We start from the raw sequence: 14,584 nt of genomic DNA on the forward strand, positions 1-14,584 counted from the left end.
GGCGCAATGAAAAACGCCACGGAGCTTGCGCGCCGTGGCGTTTTTTTATCGCGAAGCGCCGGCGGCGCGGGCGGGCGTTCGTACCGCGAACGCCCGTCGCATGCCGTTACGCGACCTGCTGGTGCGACTGGCTGCCCGTCGGCGAACGCCACTTCGCGAGCAGCGTGTCCCACTTCTGGCGTACCGCGCGCAGGTTGTTCTCCTTCACGTGGCCGTAGCCGCGTATGCCGTCCGGCAGCGCCGCGAGCTCGAGCGCGAGCGGGCGGTTGGCCGTGTTCAGCTTGGCCGTCACTTCGTCGATCAGCGCTTCGTACTCGCCGATCAGCGCGCGCTCGGTGCGGCGTTCCTCGGTGCGGCCGAACGGGTCGAGCCCCGTGCCGCGCAGGAACTTCGCCTTCGCGAGCAGCCGGAACGCCGACATCATCCACGGGCCGTACGCCTTCTTCACGAGATGGCCATGGGCGTCCGTCTTCGCGAACAGCGGCGGCGCGAGGTGGAATTTCAGCTTCCAGTCGCCTTCGAACTGCGCGGACAGGCGGGCGAGGAACGCGGGATCGGACTGCAGCCGCGCGACTTCGTATTCGTCCTTGTACGCCATCAGCTTGAACAGGTTGCGCGCGACCGCCTCGGTCAGTTGCTCCTGCATCGTGTCGCCGTCCGCCAGCGCGCGCTCGGCAGCGCGCACCTTGTCGACGAACGCCGCATAGCGCGATGCGTACGCGGCGTTCTGGTACGCGGTGAGAAATTCCACGCGCTTCGCGATCAATGCGTCGACTGCCTTCTTCGTGTGCAGCGCGATCACCGTGGCGCCTTGCGCGGGGCGTGCATCGCCGGCCGCGGCCTGCTTCACGCTGGCAAGGTCGTACGCGGCGCGGCGGCCCCAGTCGAATGCCGCGCGGTTCTTTTCGACCGACACGGCGTTCAGCTCGATCGCGCGTTCGAGCGATGCGAGCGTGAGCGGCAGCCAGCCTTTCTGCCACGCATAACCGAGCACGAACGGGTTCGTGTAGATCGCGTCGCCGAGCAGCGCCACCGCGAAGCGGTTCGCGTCGATGAAATCGACCGCTTCACCGGCCGCCGCGCGGATGTCGTTCTCCGCGGACAGGCCGGGGAACGCCCAGTTCGGGTTCTTGATGAACTCGGCGGTCGGCGTCTGCGCGCTGTTGACGACCACGCGCGTCGTGTCGTGCCGCATCCGCGACGTACACTCGTCGCCGGCCGTGACGATCGCGTCGCAGCCGATCACGAGATCGGCTTCGCCCATCGCGATCCGCGTTGCGTGGATATCGGTCGGCGCATGCGAGATCTGCACGTGACTCATCACCGCGCCGCCCTTCTGCGCGAGGCCCGTGACGTCGAGCACGGTCACGCCCTTGTTCTCGAGGTGCGCGGCCATCCCGAGCAGCGCGCCGATCGTGACGACGCCCGTGCCGCCGACGCCCGTGACAAGCACGCCATAGGCCCGGTCGATGTCCGGCAGCGTCGGTTCCGGGATCGGCGGCAGTGCGTTGCCGTCGACCGAAACCGCCTTCGGCTTCTTCAACTGGCCGCCCTCGACCGTGACGAAGCTCGGGCAGAAGCCCTTCACGCACGAGAAGTCCTTGTTGCAGCTCGACTGGTTGATCTGGCGCTTCGTGCCGAATTCGGTTTCCAGCGGCTCGACCGACAGGCAGTTCGATTGCACCGAGCAGTCGCCGCAGCCTTCGCACACCGCGTCGTTGATCACGACGCGCTTGGCCGGGTCCGGATACGTGCCGCGCTTGCGGCGGCGGCGCTTCTCGGTCGCGCAGGTCTGGTCGTAGATCAGGATCGTCGTGCCTTCGATCTCGCGCAGCTCGCGCTGCACGTCGTCGAGCTGGTCGCGATGATGGATCGTCACGCCGGGCGCGAGCAGCGCCTTCTGGCTGTCGTACTTCTCCGGCTCGTCGGTGACGATCACGATCTTCTTCGCGCCTTCGGACGCGAGCTGGTGCGTGATCTGCGGTACCGTCAGCACGCCGTCGACCGGCTGGCCGCCCGTCATCGCGACGGCGTCGTTATAGAGGATCTTGTAGGTGATGTTCGCCTTCGACGAGATCGCCGCCCGCACCGCCAGCAGGCCCGAGTGGAAATAGGTGCCGTCGCCGAGGTTCGCGAACACGTGTTTCTCGTCCGTGAACGGCGCCTGGCCGATCCACGGCACGCCTTCGCCGCCCATCTGGCTGAAGGTGCTCGTGCTGCGGTCCATCCACACGGTCATGTAGTGGCAGCCGATGCCGGCGATCGCACGCGAGCCTTCCGGCACGTTGGTCGACGTGTTGTGCGGGCAGCCCGAGCAGAACCACGGCTTGCGCTCGGTCTGCACGTGCGGCTTCGCGAGCGCCATTTCCTTCGCGTTGATCACCGCGAGCCGCGCGGCGATGCGCGCACGCACGTCGGACGGCAGCTCGAACTTCTCGAGGCGCGTCGCGATCGCCTTCGCGATGATCGCGGGCGACAGTTCGTAGTGCGCGGGCAGCAGCCAGTTGCCCATCGGCACCGACCATTCGCCGCCGGCGCCGTCCTTCTCGTCGAACTTGCCGAACACGCGCGGGCGTTGCCCGTCGGGCCAGTTGTACAGCTCTTCCTTGATCGCGTATTCGAGGATCTGGCGCTTTTCCTCGACGACGAGGATTTCGTCGAGGCCGCGCGCGAACGCTTGCGCGCCCTGCGCTTCGAGCGGCCACACGCAGCCGACCTTGTAGAGCCGGATGCCGATCCGCGCGCAGGTTTCATCGTCGAGACCGAGGTCGGTCAGCGCCTGGCGCACGTCGAGGTACGCCTTGCCGCCGGTCATGATCCCGAAGCGTGCGCTCGGCGAATCGATCTCGATCCGGTCGAGCTTGTTCGCGCGCACATAGGCGAGCGCCGCGTACCACTTGTAGTCGAGCAGCCGCGCTTCCTGCACGAGCGGCGGGTCGGGCCAGCGGATGTTCAGGCCGCCGTCCGGGACGATGAAGTCGGTCGGCAGCACGATCTCGGTGCGATGCGGGTCGATGTCGACCGACGCCGACGATTCGACGACGTCCGTCACGCACTTGAGTGCGACCCACAGGCCCGAGTAGCGGCTCATCGCCCAGCCGTGCAGGCCGAAATCGAGATATTCCTGCACGTTGGACGGGAACAGCACGGGCAGCCCGCAGGCCTTGAAGATGTGCTCGGACTGGTGTGCGAGCGTCGACGATTTCGCCGCGTGGTCGTCGCCGGCGAGCACCAGCACGCCGCCGTGCTGCGACGAGCCGGCCGAGTTCGCGTGCTTGAATACGTCGCCCGTGCGGTCGACGCCCGGGCCCTTGCCGTACCACATGCCGAACACGCCGTCGTGCTTCGCGCCGGGGTACAGGTTCACCTGCTGCGAGCCCCACACGGCGGTGGCGGCGAGATCTTCGTTGAGGCCGGGCTGGAAGACGATCTGGTGGGCCGCCAGGTGCTGCTTGGCCTTCCAGAGCGAGAGGTCGAGGCCGCCGAGGGGCGAACCGCGATAGCCGGAAATGAACCCAGCCGTATTGAGACCGGCGGCGCGGTCGCGTTCTTGCTGGAGCATCGGCAGGCGCACGAGGGCCTGAATGCCGCTCATGTACGCGCGACCGCGTTCCAGTGTGTATTTGTCATCAAGCGTGACGGACTTCAGCGCGGCTTCTAGCGACGCGCGTTGGTCTGCGTCTAGCGGGGCATTCATTAACAGTCTCCTCCACCCAGTTTGGGATCACCAAAACTCGACTGCTCCGGCGTCTTGTGGACGCGTCGGCAGTGGCCGGCATATTGGCCGGTTTTAAGCGATGGTAGCACTGGGGCAAACCCGCCGCCCATCGGCCGGATGGCGGCGGCGGGCCAGGAAAACAGGGCGTGATGATGCGTTACATCATGTAAATGCATGTAAAGCCGGCCCCATCTGCGGGCAAATGCCGTTAATCTTGTCGGCCTGCCGGAGGTGCCCGGTCGCGTGGGTTTATTTCGCGCAATCGGGGAGGCGCCGGCAGTTTTACAGGAGGTGCAATGAACACACGTCATATCCAGAGTTTTCTGGTCGTGTCCGCCGCGTTCTTCGCGATGACCGGCCCGGTGCACGCGCAAGGCGCAAGCGCGCTGGCGGCAGCCGGCGCGCAGATGCGTCAGATCGTGCCGGCCCAGAACACCGACGCGCAGCCGTCGGCCGAGCGCGCCGTCGAGTCGAAGGCGAACGCGCGTTGATCCGGTCGCGCGGCCCGCGGGTCGCGCCGGAACGCAAAAAGGGCGGGAATCCTCGGATTCCCGCCCTTTTTCTTTGTGCCACCGGATCGTGCGGCTGGCCGGATGCCCCGGGCCGCCGCGCGCCGGATGCGTCAGGCCTTGTCCTGCACGACGCCGCGGCGGATCTGGTCGAGTTCGATCGATTCGAACAGCGCCTTGAAGTTGCCTTCGCCGAAGCCCTGGTTGCCCTTGCGCTGGATGATCTCGAAGAAGATCGGCCCGATCTGGTTCTCGGTGAAGATCTGCAGCAGCAGGTCGTCGCGTGCGCCGTCGATCAGGATCTTGCGCTTCTTCAGTTCGTCCAGCGATTCGCCGTGGTCCGGCACGCGGCGGTCGACCAGCTCGTAATACGTGTCGATCGTGTCGAGCAGCTTCACTTCCTTGCTGCGCAGGCCATCGACCGCGCCGTAGATATCGCTGGCGCCGAGCGCGATGTGCTGGATGCCTTCGCCGTGATACGCGTCGAGGTATTCCTGGATCTGGCCGGCCGTGTCCGAACCTTCCTCGTTGATCGGGATGCGGATCTTGCCGCACGGCGACGTCATCGCCTTCGACTTCACGCCCGTCACCTTGCCTTCGATGTCGAAGTAGCGCACTTCGCGGAAGTTGAACAGGCGCTCGTAGAACTCGGCCCATTCCTGCATGCGGCCGCGGTGCACGTTGTGCGTCAGGTGGTCGATGTAGGTGAGGCCGTGGCCGACCGGGTTCGGGTTTGCGCCAGCGATCGGCTCGAAGTCGACGTCGTAGATGCTGATGTCGCCGATCGCGCCCGGCTGCGCGCCGTTCTTGCCGCGCCAGCGGTCGACGAAGTAGATCAGCGAATCGCCGATGCCCTTGATCGCCGGGATGTTCAGCTCCATCGGGCCCGTCTTGTTGTCGAAGCCCCATGCGCCGAGTTCCAGCGCGTGCTTGTACGCCTTCGCGGCGTCCTGCACGCGGAACGCGATCGCGCAGATCGACGGGCCGTGCAGGCGCGCGAAGCGTTGCGCGAACGAATCCGGTTCGGCGTTGATGATGAAGTTGATGTCGCCCTGGCGGTACACCGTCACGTCCTTGTGGCGGTGGCGCGCGATCGCGGTGAAACCCATCCGTTCGAACAGTTGTCCGAGCGCTTTCGGGTCCGGTGCCGTGTATTCGATGAATTCGAAGCCGTCGGTGCCGACGGGGTTGTCCCAGTTGGGGATCTGCATGGCGTGTCTCCTGTGCTTGGCGATCGGCCGGGGCCACCGACGTGCGCGTGCCCGGCCCGGTTCGATGTCGAAGGTGGCGCACGTGTCGGCGTGCGCAACGAATCGGTACGTGCGACAGAGTGTAGCGGGCGGCCGCGAGCGGAAACTTGCGAAGTTAATCGCCCGCCCCTACGATGGCGCAATTTCCAGTCTCTGAATAACCATTGGAGGGCAGAAGATGGCGCAAGCCGAATTGGATGCCATCGACCGGCGGATTCTCGCGATTCTTCAGGAGAACGGGCGTCTGTCGAACCAGGAGATCGCCGAGCGCGTGAACCTGTCGCCGAGCCCTTGCCTGAGGCGGATCCGGCGGCTCGAGGAGATCGGCGTGATCACCGGTTATGTCGCGCTGCTGAATCCGCAGAAGCTCGGGCTCGATCTGCTGGCGTACGTGAGCGTGCGGCTCGAGAAGCGCGGCGGCCTGGCGCCGGTCCGGGCCGACGAGACGTCGGCGCGCGCGGGCGCGACCCATGCGGAGCTGTTTCGCGCGGCCGTGCAGACCTGGCCGGAAGTGGTCGCGTGTCACGCGATGACGGGAGACATGGATTACCTGCTGCGCGTGCAGGTCGAGGACATGGCGCATTTCTCCCGCTTCGTGCAGGAGCATTTGCTGCATCATCCGTCGGTCATCGACGTGAAGACAAGCTTTTCGCTCGAATGCTTCAAGGAGACGACCGCGTTGCCGATTCGATCGGTGCGGTAGCGCGCCGGGCGGGGAAGGGAGGATCCGGGCGCGCCGCAGGCGCGGCCCGGTCGGCCGACGTTACGCCGTCAGTGCGGCGGGCATCAGCGATTCGATGAACTTCGTCGTGCGGTGTGCCTGGCGCTTGAGCGCGTAGTCGAACACCGCAGCCTGTTCCTGCAGCATCTCGGCGATGATCGTCGAGTGGTCGGCCGGCGGCAACGACAGGTACGCGTCGGCTTCGCCGTACGCGTACTCGATCCGCATCCCGGATTTCTTCGCGATGTGCATCATCGTCGCGTTACGCGACAGGCAGTGCATGTACAGCGTCGTCACGTGCGTGTTGCGGCTGCGGATCGCCGCGCGCTCGAACAGCTTCGAGCCGACGCCGCGGCCGCGCGCGCTTTCGAGCACCGACACGCCGAATTCGGCCGTGCGCTTGTCGCCCTCGGCCGGCAGGTAGGCCAGGTGGCCGACGCCGATCAGTTCGAGGTTGTGGTCGAACACGCCGAACACGGTGTCGCGACCGAAGTCCATCGTGCGGACATAGTTCTCGATCACGTGGTCGGGCACCATCTGGCCGAAGCGCAGCAGGCGGTCCTCTTCACCGAGCGAGAGAAAGTGGGTGAGCATTTGCTCACGGTCTTTGGAAGCCAGTTCCCTGACGAGAACCGGCGCACTACCGGCGGTGCCGACGACATCGGCATTGCCGTTCAATTGCGTGTTCATCGTGGGTTCCTCAAGTGTGACCGTACAGCGGGTTGTGCAACGCAACAGCATTTTACCCGACCGTCAGCCCCCGGATTGGGGAAAACCCGTATTTAACCTTATTTGTGCTGGAGGATGAATTCTAAATCCGCTTAGTTAATTTTCTATCTATTTGATTTTTAACGGATTAAAAATTCATCATATGAAATGAGCGGCGAGCTGTCGCAGTGTGCCGGTCGCGCAACGTTTGCTGCTGCGCGGCAATCAGGCCGTCGGCGTCAGCCCGCGCTCGATCAGGTCGATCACCTGTTCGGCGAAGTCGCGGTAGCCGAGGCGGCCGCCGGGCTTCAGCCACGTGAACGTCCAGTTGATCATCCCGAACACCATCATCGTCACGGAAGTCTGGTTTTCCTTCGAGATGCGGTCCGGGTAGGCGCGCGCGAGCTGCCGCGCGAACGCCGCGACGATGTCGCGCTGGCGGTCGAGCACGATTTCCCGCTGCGCATCCTCGAGATACTTCACGTCGTTGAGCAGCGCGACATGGCGGCTGTGCGACGTCTCGTATTCGGCGAGGAATGCGCGCACGAGCTCCGCGAACGCGTCGCGCTCGCTGAGGCCGCGCCGCTGGCTCGCGCCTTCGACCTCGGCGATGATCAGCATCAGCCGCTTCGTGTAGCGGTCGAGCAGGTCGAACAGGATCGCTTCCTTGCTCTCGTAATAGTGATAGAGGCGTGCCTTCGACGTGCCGCTCGCGGTCGCGAGATCGGACATCGACGTGCTCGGGTAGCTCGTCTGCGCGAATTTCTCGGCGGCCAGATCGAGGATCTGCTCGCGCTGGGATTCGTGGTCGGGCGCTCGGGTACGGGCCATGGTCGAATGCGGAAGATTAGCGGTGCGCGACGGTCGCGCGCACCTGCGTGGAAGAGAGGGCGTCAGGCGCGTCGTCCTGCAGCTCGAGCCGGCCGGCGGCCGCGAGTTCGCGGCAGCGCCACCAGGCGATCGAGTCGCTGACGAACAGCCCGCCGCGGTCGGCGTCGGCCATGATGCTGCCGACGAGGCGCCGTGCGGGCAGCCAGTCGGATTCCGCGCGCGAGACGATCAGCGTGTCGAGGTCGGCGTAGTGGCCGCTCTTGATCGTGTTGCTGACCCAGTAGCGCAGTTCGGCGTTCAGGTGCTTCGCTTCCTGCCATTCGAGCGCGAGGCGGCCGATGCGAAGCACCGAGATCGGCGCGGCCATCGGCCGTTTCCGCGCGAGTTCGGCCGGCGAGAACATCCCGGTCGCGCACGCCTGGTCGGTGCGCGACAGCGACGCGCGCTGCGCGGCGTCGAGGTCGGCGGCCGACAGCCGCACTTCGTTCAGCCGCTGCGGGACGTTGCGCAGGTGATAGGCGACGCGGCGCAGCAGCAGCTTGTCGCCGACGCTCGGCGCGTGCCACACGACCACCTGGCCCGTGTCCATCGCGAGCTGGTCGAGGCGTGCGAATTCCTCGTCGATCTCCGCGTTCCAGTCGGGAATCTGGTCGCCGATCACGTGCTGCCAGAAGGCGGCGCGCGTGTCGGGCGTCTCGTCGGCGCCCTTGAGCGGCCCGACGCCGAGATCGTCGAGCAATCCGACGACGCGCTCGTCGCGTCCGGCTTGCGCAAGGGCCTCGCGCAGCGACGCGGCGGCGGAGCCGCCCTGAATCACATGAATGGTACTCATCGGCCTGTCGTCAACAAAAGAAAGCCGCCGGCCGGGCGGACGTTGCGATGTCCAGCCGGCCGGCGGCCCCTAGTGTAAGCGAGATGTGTGACGGCGAGAAACCGTCCGGCGCCGCGACGCGACGTCGCTCAACGCTCGTCGTAGCTCACCACGACCTTGTCGCTGATCGGGTGGCACTGGCACGTGAGCACGAAACCGTCCTTCACTTCGTGGTCCTCGAGCGTGTAGTTCTTCTCCATCCGCACTTCGCCCTCGATCACCTTCGCGCGGCACGTGCAGCACACGCCGCCCTTGCAGGCGTACGGTAGCGCGAGGCCCGCGCGCAGGCCGACGTCGAGCAGGCTCACGCCTTCGTACGGCAGGCGCAGCTTGCGCTTCTTGCCGTCGAGCACGATTTCCAGGTCGGCGGCCGGCGTCTGGTCGGTGATGTCGACGATCGGCGCACCGGCCTGCGGCAGCGGCGTGCCGAAGCGCTCGACATGCACCTTCTCCCGCGGTACGCCGGCCGCCTGCAGCGCTGCTTCGGCCGCGTCCATCATCGGCGCGGGGCCGCAGATGAACGCCTCGTCGATCGTGTCGGCCGGCGTCAGCGTGCCGAGGAATTCCGCGCATTTCGCCTGGTCGAGCACGCCGTTGAACAGCTCGACGTCCTGCTGGTCGTCCGACAGCACGTGATAGAGGACGAAGCGGTTCATGTAGCGGTTCTTCAGGTCCTCGAGTTCCTCCGCGAACATGATCGCGTCGACGCTGCGGTTGCCGTAGATCAGCGTGAACGTGCTGCGCGGCTCGAGTTCGAGCGTCGTCTTCACGATCGCGAGCACGGGCGTGATCCCCGAGCCGCCGGAAAACGCGACGTACTGCTTGCCGTGGTCGGCGTTCAGGTGCGTGAAGAAGCGGCCGTCCGGCGTCATCACGTCGATCGTGTGGCCCGGCTTCAGCGAATCGAACGCGAAGTTCGAGAAGCGGCCGCCGCGCACGCGCTTGATGCCGATGCGCAGTTCGCCGTCACGGTCGTAGTCCGTCGTGCCGACACAGATCGAATACGAGCGGCGCGTCTCCTCGCCGTCGATGTGGGTCTTCAGCGTGACGAACTGGCCCTGCGTGAAGCGGTATGCGTCGCGCAGTTCGGGCGGCACGTCGAAGGAGACGGTGACGGCGTCGGTGGTCTCGGGCCGCACGTCGCGGATACGCAGCGAGTGAAATTGCGGGGTCGTCGACCCCCGCCGGGCCGCCCCAAGGGGGGCGACCGCCCCCTCGGGGGGCAGCGAATGAAGAGAGCGTGGGGGCTGTTTCATTTCAGTAGGGTTTGAAGTAGTCGAAGGGTTCGCGGCAGTCGACGCAGCGATACAGTGCCTTGCAGGCCGTGGACGCGAATTGCGCGAGACGCTCGGTGCGGGCCGAACCGCAGCGCGGGCAGGCGGGTGCCGCGACCGGCCGTGGCACGAAACGCACGACGTTTTCCCGCGGCGCGGCGCTGCCGCACTGGCCGACCGGCGGTGCGATGCCGTACGCGCGCAGCTTGTCGCGCGCTTCCTGCGTGATCCAGTCGGTCGTCCACGCGGGTGCGAGCACCGTCTCGATCCGGTGCGGCGGGAGGTCGGTGCCCTGCAGCGCGGCGGCGATATCCTCTGCGATCTGCGACATGGCCGGGCAGCCCGAGTAGGTCGGCGTGATCACGACTTCGAGCAGGCCGTCGTCCGCGCGGCGGACATCGCGCAGGATGCCGAGCTCGCGGATCGACACGACCGGAATCTCGGGATCGGGCACGGCTTCGAGCAGGTCCCAAGCGCGGGCGAGCAGCGGATCGTCGCGGCGCGCGGCGGGCGTGGCGTGGGCGTGGGCGGCGGTCTGGACGGACATCGTCGGGCTCCGTGGCGTCGGGGTTACCAGGTCGCGCCGGGATGCTGGCGCGCGAGGCTCTGCATTTCCGCGAGCAGGTAGCCCATGTGCTCCGAGTGCTCGCCCTGCTTGCCGGTCGTCACATGCTTGACCGGCGCCGGCAGCGTGAGCGTTGCTTCCGCTAGCGCGTCGTCCACGTCCGCGCGCCATGCGGCTTCGATCGAAGCCGGGGCCGGGCCGATGCCCGGTGCGGCGATCGCGTCGTCGACCGCATCGGCGGCGAAGAATTCACGCGTGTACGGGGCCAGGTAGTCGAGCGCATCCTGCGCGCGGCGGTGCGATTCGTCGGTGCCGTCGCCGAGCCGAACGAGCCACTCGCGTGCGTGCTGCACGTGATAGCGGGTTTCCTTTACCGATTTCGCGGCGATCGCGGCAAGCTGCGTGTCGGTCGACGTTTCCAGCGCGCTCCACACATGGAGCATCAGCGCCGCGTACAGGAAGTTGCGCACGATCGTCACCGCGTAGTCCTTGTCGGCGTGCGCGGTGCCGGCGACCGGGCCGTAGTGCGGCAGCTCGGCGAGCGTGAAGTTCGCGAACTCGCGCTCGGTACGGAAGTACGCGTAGTCGTCCTCGGTCTTCGTCGCGCCGGTGAGCTGGCGCTCGAGTTCGGCCGCGTGCGTATACAGCATGCGCGCCTGGCCGATGAGATCGAGGCTCATGTTGGTGAGCGCGATGTCTTCTTCGAGGATCGGGCCGTGGCCGCACCATTCGGCATTGCGCTGACCGAGGATCAGCGCGTTGTCCGCGAGGCGCAGCACGTAGGAGAGGTGTTCGGGCGTGATCGTCATGGCGCGGGCGTTACATGTGGTTGACTTCGTCGGGCAGCGTGTAGAACGTCGGGTGACGGTAGATCTTGTCGCCCGCCGGTTCGAACAGTTCGGCCTTCTCGTTCGGATCCGATGCGGTGATCGCCGACGACGGCACCACCCAGATGCTCACGCCTTCCTGGCGGCGCGTGTAGACGTCGCGCGCCATGCGCAGCGCCATCGTCGCGTCGGCGGCGTGCAGGCTGCCGCAATGCTTGTGGTCGAGGCCTTGCTTGCTGCGCACGAACACTTCCCAGATCGGCCATTCCTTGTTCATCACTTTCTCCTGATTCCCTGATTCCTGAATTCGATGGTTGCCGCTCAGGCGGCGTGCTGTTCGGCGCGGGCGCGGCGCTTCGCCTCGTGCGCGAGCGCGGCTTCGCGCACCCATGCGCCATCCTCGTGCGCTTTCACGCGGGTCGCGAGGCGTTCCTTGTTGCACGGGCCGTCGCCGTTGACGACGCGCCAGAATTCGTCCCAGTCGATCGTGCCGTAGTCGTGGTGGCCGCGCGCGTCGTTCCATTTCAGGTCGGGGTCGGGCAGCGTCACGCCGAGTACCTTCGCCTGGTCGACCGTCGCGTCGACGAACTTCTGCCGCAGGTCGTCGTTCGAGATCCGTTTGATGCCCCATTTCGCGGACTGGCTGCTGTGGACCGAATCGGCGTCGCTCGGGCCGAACATCATCAGCACCGGCCACCACCAGCGGTCCACGGCCTGCTGGACCATCTCGCGCTGCGCGTTGCTGCCCTTCATCATCGACAGCAGTGCGTCGAAACCCTGGCGCTGGTGGAACGATTCTTCCTTGCACACGCGGATCATCGCGCGTGCGTACGGGCCGTACGTGCAGCGGCACAGCGGGATCTGGTTCATGATCGCGGCGCCGTCGACGAGCCAGCCGATCACGCCGACATCGGCCCAGGTCGGCGTCGGGTAGTTGAAGATGCTCGAGTATTTCGCCTTGCCGGCGTGCAGCGCGTCGATCAACGAATCGCGCGACACGCCGAGCGTTTCGGCCGCGCTATAAAGATAGAGGCCGTGACCGGCTTCGTCCTGGACCTTCGCGAGCAGGATCGCCTTGCGCTTCAGGCTCGGCGCGCGCGAGATCCAGTTGCCTTCGGGCAACATGCCGACGACTTCCGAATGCGCGTGCTGCGAGATCTGGCGAACCAGCGTCTTGCGATAGGCGTCGGGCATCCAGTCCTGCGGTTCGATCTTGCCGTCCGCGGCCATGATCGCATCGAACCGCGCCTGCTCGGGCGACTCGGCTGCGGCGTCGAGCGGGGCGACGTTGCCGGGGATGTCGAGGGATTGCGTGTACATGGCGAGGCTCTCGTCCGGTTGAATGTCTGCGAAGTATAAGCCAACCGACCGGTCGGTTAATAAATTTCTTGCGGATTTGTGGCGAGACGCGGGTAAACGAGAGAAGTCGGGGCGCGATCAGGCGTCGCGACCGTGGTCCGGTGCGTGGCCCCCGCATCTTCTGCGGCACAATGCCCGCTTTCCGATGAGGATTTTGCCGATGTCATTCCGAAGCAGTTTCGCCGCGGCCGTGCTGGGTGCGGCCGTTTTCGTGTCGCCGCTCGCAGCGTCGGCCACGCCGTCGGGATGGGTTGCTGCGTGGGCGACCGCGTTGCAGCCGATTCCCGACCTTGCCGCGCCGCCGCCGCTCTATCGCGCACCCGACGTGGCCGGGCGGACCGTGCGCCAGATCGTCTATCCGACGGTGTCGGGGCGGGCCGCGCGGATTCGCGTCAGCAACGCCTACGGTCGCGCGCCGCTGGTCGTCGAGGCCGCGAGCCTCGCGCGCGCCGGCGAGGGTGCCGCGCTCACCGGCGGCGCGGCGGCGCCGGTCCGGTTCGGCGGCAAGGCGTCGGTGACGCTCGCGCCGGGCCAGGAATTCGAAAGCGATCCGGTGGCGATCGACGTGACGGCCGGGCGGCCGGTTGCAATCAGCCTCCAGATGGGGCCGAACCAGCGGATGACGGTCTGGCACCGCGTGTCGAACCAGTTCAACTATGTTTCAGCGCCGGGCGACCACGTGGGGGATCCGAACGCCGCCACGTTCCGCACCCGGTTTACCCAATATGCATGGGTGACCGAACTGGCCGTCGAAGCGGGTTCCGCGCGTGCCAGCGTGGCAGCGATCGGCGATTCGATCACCGACGGGCTGCGCTCGAGCCTGAACCGGAACCGCCGCTGGCCGGACGCGCTGGCGCGTCGGCTGACGGAGTCGGGCGTCGAGTCGGTCGGCGTCGCGAATCTCGGTATCAGCGGGAACCGGCTGCTCAGCGATTCGGCGTGTTACGGCACGTCGCTGGCGTCGCGGTTCGAGCGCGATGCGCTGTCGCGCGCGGGCGTGAAGGCGGCGATCGTGCTGATCGGGATCAACGACATCAATTTCGCGGCGATGCCGCCGCGCGCGGGGCTCGATTGCGACCACCCGCATACGCAGGTCACGGCCGCGTCGCTGATTGACGGCTATCGCCGGCTGATCGAGGCGGCGCACCGCCAGGGCGTGAAGGTGTTCGGCGCGACGCTCACGCCGGCCGGTTTGCCGGCCGGGCGCGAGGAGATCCGGCTCGAGGTGAACCGCTGGATCCGGAGTGGCGGCGGGTTCGACGGTGTGGTCGATTTCGACGCGGCGCTGCGCGATCCGGCACGCCCGAGCGTGCTGCAGCGCCGATACGACAGCGGTGACGGCATTCACCCGAGCGACGCGGGCTACACGGCGATGGCCGACGCGGTACCGGTCGAGCAGCTCCAGGCTGCCGTGGGCGGCAAGTGACACCCTTCTATATATAGAGTGAAGTGCTGCCGGCGGCCTGGAGGTCGGCAGCGACACCTGGCCCGTCGAGCCCAAAGCCACCGTGCGCGGTAGCGCACGGTGGCTTTTCAAAATAATTTCACAAAGGGGCTTGCGCGAACGGGGCGGGGTGCATAGAATCACGCCTCTTTCGCGCTAACGGAAACGCAGCGCGGGAGAGGGAAGCGGTGCGGTTGGGGTGCGGTGGTAACGAGCCCTGGCAGCGCACGAAGTTGAACCCCGCAGTCGCAACGAAGTAGTTAAAAAGTTGTTGACGAACTGCGAAACACGGTTCATAATCTCGCTTCTCTGCTGCTGAAAACGCAGCGCTGCCGGGAAACACGAAGTTCCTCGCAGATTGCTCTTTAAAAATTAACAGCCGATAAGTGTGGGCGCTTGATGGAAGCGAGCTGATCCTCGGATCAGATAGCAAAAGTATCAAGAGTCTCACACTAAAGTAAGTCAGGTTCATGAAGCAATTCATGTTCCTGTCAGCTTTGAGTGAGC

14 protein-coding genes are annotated in these 14,584 nt (G+C 66.2%); 3 read left to right on the plus strand and 11 right to left on the minus strand.

What is annotated here, in order from left to right:
• Positions 1-106 precede the first annotated feature (106 nt).
• A complete protein-coding gene (locus tag VL15_RS20695) occupies positions 107-3,697 on the minus strand; it encodes an indolepyruvate ferredoxin oxidoreductase family protein (protein WP_048248170.1) in 3,591 nt (1,196 codons plus the stop codon).
• Between the two features lie 317 nt (positions 3,698-4,014).
• Between VL15_RS20695 and VL15_RS20700 the strand changes: the two genes are divergently transcribed.
• Positions 4,015-4,209 (plus strand): hypothetical protein, encoded by a 195-nt coding sequence (locus VL15_RS20700; protein WP_048248171.1) that lies wholly within the window; start codon positions 4,015-4,017, stop codon positions 4,207-4,209.
• 131 nt (positions 4,210-4,340) lie between these two features.
• Here the strand turns inward: VL15_RS20700 and hppD are convergent, their stop codons facing one another.
• The gene (gene hppD / locus VL15_RS20705) at positions 4,341-5,438 is read right to left on the minus strand and encodes a 4-hydroxyphenylpyruvate dioxygenase (protein WP_048248172.1); all 1,098 of its coding nucleotides are present in this window, start codon (positions 5,436-5,438) and stop codon (positions 4,341-4,343) included.
• A gap of 217 nt (positions 5,439-5,655) precedes the next feature.
• On the opposite strand from hppD, the gene VL15_RS20710 reads away from it, so the two are divergent.
• Entirely contained in the window at positions 5,656-6,180 is a 525-nt protein-coding gene (locus tag VL15_RS20710; protein ID WP_011350656.1) for an Lrp/AsnC family transcriptional regulator, read from the plus strand.
• A 60-nt stretch (positions 6,181-6,240) separates the two neighbouring features.
• On the opposite strand, the gene VL15_RS20715 is transcribed toward VL15_RS20710, so the two are convergent.
• The 8 genes from VL15_RS20715 to paaA form a co-directional block, all read right to left on the minus strand.
• Entirely contained in the window at positions 6,241-6,888 is a 648-nt protein-coding gene (locus tag VL15_RS20715) for a GNAT family N-acetyltransferase (protein WP_048248173.1), read from the minus strand.
• 243 nt (positions 6,889-7,131) lie between these two features.
• Positions 7,132-7,737: a TetR/AcrR family transcriptional regulator gene (locus VL15_RS20720; protein WP_048248174.1), complete on the minus strand. Its 606-nt coding sequence runs from the start codon at positions 7,735-7,737 to the stop codon at positions 7,132-7,134.
• A 16-nt stretch (positions 7,738-7,753) separates the two neighbouring features.
• A complete protein-coding gene (locus VL15_RS20725; protein WP_048248175.1) occupies positions 7,754-8,569 on the minus strand; it encodes a DUF1835 domain-containing protein in 816 nt (271 codons plus the stop codon).
• Between the two features lie 128 nt (positions 8,570-8,697).
• The gene (paaE, locus tag VL15_RS20730) at positions 8,698-9,834 is read right to left on the minus strand and encodes a 1,2-phenylacetyl-CoA epoxidase subunit PaaE (RefSeq protein ID WP_048248184.1); all 1,137 of its coding nucleotides are present in this window, start codon (positions 9,832-9,834) and stop codon (positions 8,698-8,700) included.
• A 31-nt stretch (positions 9,835-9,865) separates the two neighbouring features.
• Complete coding sequence (gene paaD / locus VL15_RS20735; protein ID WP_048248176.1) at positions 9,866-10,429, minus strand: 1,2-phenylacetyl-CoA epoxidase subunit PaaD; 564 nt, start codon at positions 10,427-10,429, stop codon at positions 9,866-9,868.
• A 23-nt stretch (positions 10,430-10,452) separates the two neighbouring features.
• On the minus strand, positions 10,453-11,256 hold the full coding sequence (gene paaC, locus VL15_RS20740; protein ID WP_048248177.1) for a 1,2-phenylacetyl-CoA epoxidase subunit PaaC: 804 nt from the start codon (positions 11,254-11,256) through the stop codon (positions 10,453-10,455).
• A 10-nt stretch (positions 11,257-11,266) separates the two neighbouring features.
• Positions 11,267-11,551: a 1,2-phenylacetyl-CoA epoxidase subunit PaaB gene (gene paaB / locus VL15_RS20745; protein ID WP_034188015.1), complete on the minus strand. Its 285-nt coding sequence runs from the start codon at positions 11,549-11,551 to the stop codon at positions 11,267-11,269.
• Between the two features lie 44 nt (positions 11,552-11,595).
• Positions 11,596-12,594, minus strand: coding sequence for a 1,2-phenylacetyl-CoA epoxidase subunit PaaA (paaA, locus tag VL15_RS20750; RefSeq protein WP_048248178.1), 999 nt, complete (start codon positions 12,592-12,594; stop codon positions 11,596-11,598).
• Between the two features lie 199 nt (positions 12,595-12,793).
• Here paaA and VL15_RS20755 point away from each other — a divergent pair, with 199 nt between their 5' ends.
• The gene (locus VL15_RS20755; protein ID WP_048248179.1) at positions 12,794-14,059 is read left to right on the plus strand and encodes an SGNH/GDSL hydrolase family protein; all 1,266 of its coding nucleotides are present in this window, start codon (positions 12,794-12,796) and stop codon (positions 14,057-14,059) included.
• A gap of 118 nt (positions 14,060-14,177) precedes the next feature.
• On the opposite strand, the gene VL15_RS43225 is transcribed toward VL15_RS20755, so the two are convergent.
• Positions 14,178-14,584, minus strand: a 407-nt coding sequence (locus VL15_RS43225; RefSeq protein ID WP_230684491.1) for a hypothetical protein, incomplete at its 5' end; no start/stop codon positions are given.

It is taken from the genome of Burkholderia cepacia (assembly GCF_001039005.1).
GTDB lineage: Bacteria > Pseudomonadota > Gammaproteobacteria > Burkholderiales > Burkholderiaceae > Burkholderia > Burkholderia theae.

What these genes read in the sequence shown, in the direction of transcription:
- VL15_RS20695 (WP_048248170.1), bottom strand. Translation starts at nt 3,697, where the DNA reads ATGAATGCCCCGCTAGACGCAGACCAACGCGCGTCGCTAGAAGCCGCG.
- VL15_RS20700 (WP_048248171.1), top strand. Translation starts at nt 4,015, where the DNA reads ATGAACACACGTCATATCCAGAGTTTTCTGGTCGTGTCCGCCGCGTTC.
- hppD (WP_048248172.1), bottom strand. Translation starts at nt 5,438, where the DNA reads ATGCAGATCCCCAACTGGGACAACCCCGTCGGCACCGACGGCTTCGAA.
- VL15_RS20710 (WP_011350656.1), top strand. Translation starts at nt 5,656, where the DNA reads ATGGCGCAAGCCGAATTGGATGCCATCGACCGGCGGATTCTCGCGATT.
- VL15_RS20715 (WP_048248173.1), bottom strand. Translation starts at nt 6,888, where the DNA reads ATGAACACGCAATTGAACGGCAATGCCGATGTCGTCGGCACCGCCGGT.
- VL15_RS20720 (WP_048248174.1), bottom strand. Translation starts at nt 7,737, where the DNA reads ATGGCCCGTACCCGAGCGCCCGACCACGAATCCCAGCGCGAGCAGATC.
- VL15_RS20725 (WP_048248175.1), bottom strand. Translation starts at nt 8,569, where the DNA reads ATGAGTACCATTCATGTGATTCAGGGCGGCTCCGCCGCCGCGTCGCTG.
- paaD (WP_048248176.1), bottom strand. Translation starts at nt 10,429, where the DNA reads ATGTCCGTCCAGACCGCCGCCCACGCCCACGCCACGCCCGCCGCGCGC.
- paaC (WP_048248177.1), bottom strand. Translation starts at nt 11,256, where the DNA reads ATGACGATCACGCCCGAACACCTCTCCTACGTGCTGCGCCTCGCGGAC.
- paaB (WP_034188015.1), bottom strand. Translation starts at nt 11,551, where the DNA reads ATGAACAAGGAATGGCCGATCTGGGAAGTGTTCGTGCGCAGCAAGCAA.
- paaA (WP_048248178.1), bottom strand. Translation starts at nt 12,594, where the DNA reads ATGTACACGCAATCCCTCGACATCCCCGGCAACGTCGCCCCGCTCGAC.
- VL15_RS20755 (WP_048248179.1), top strand. Translation starts at nt 12,794, where the DNA reads ATGTCATTCCGAAGCAGTTTCGCCGCGGCCGTGCTGGGTGCGGCCGTT.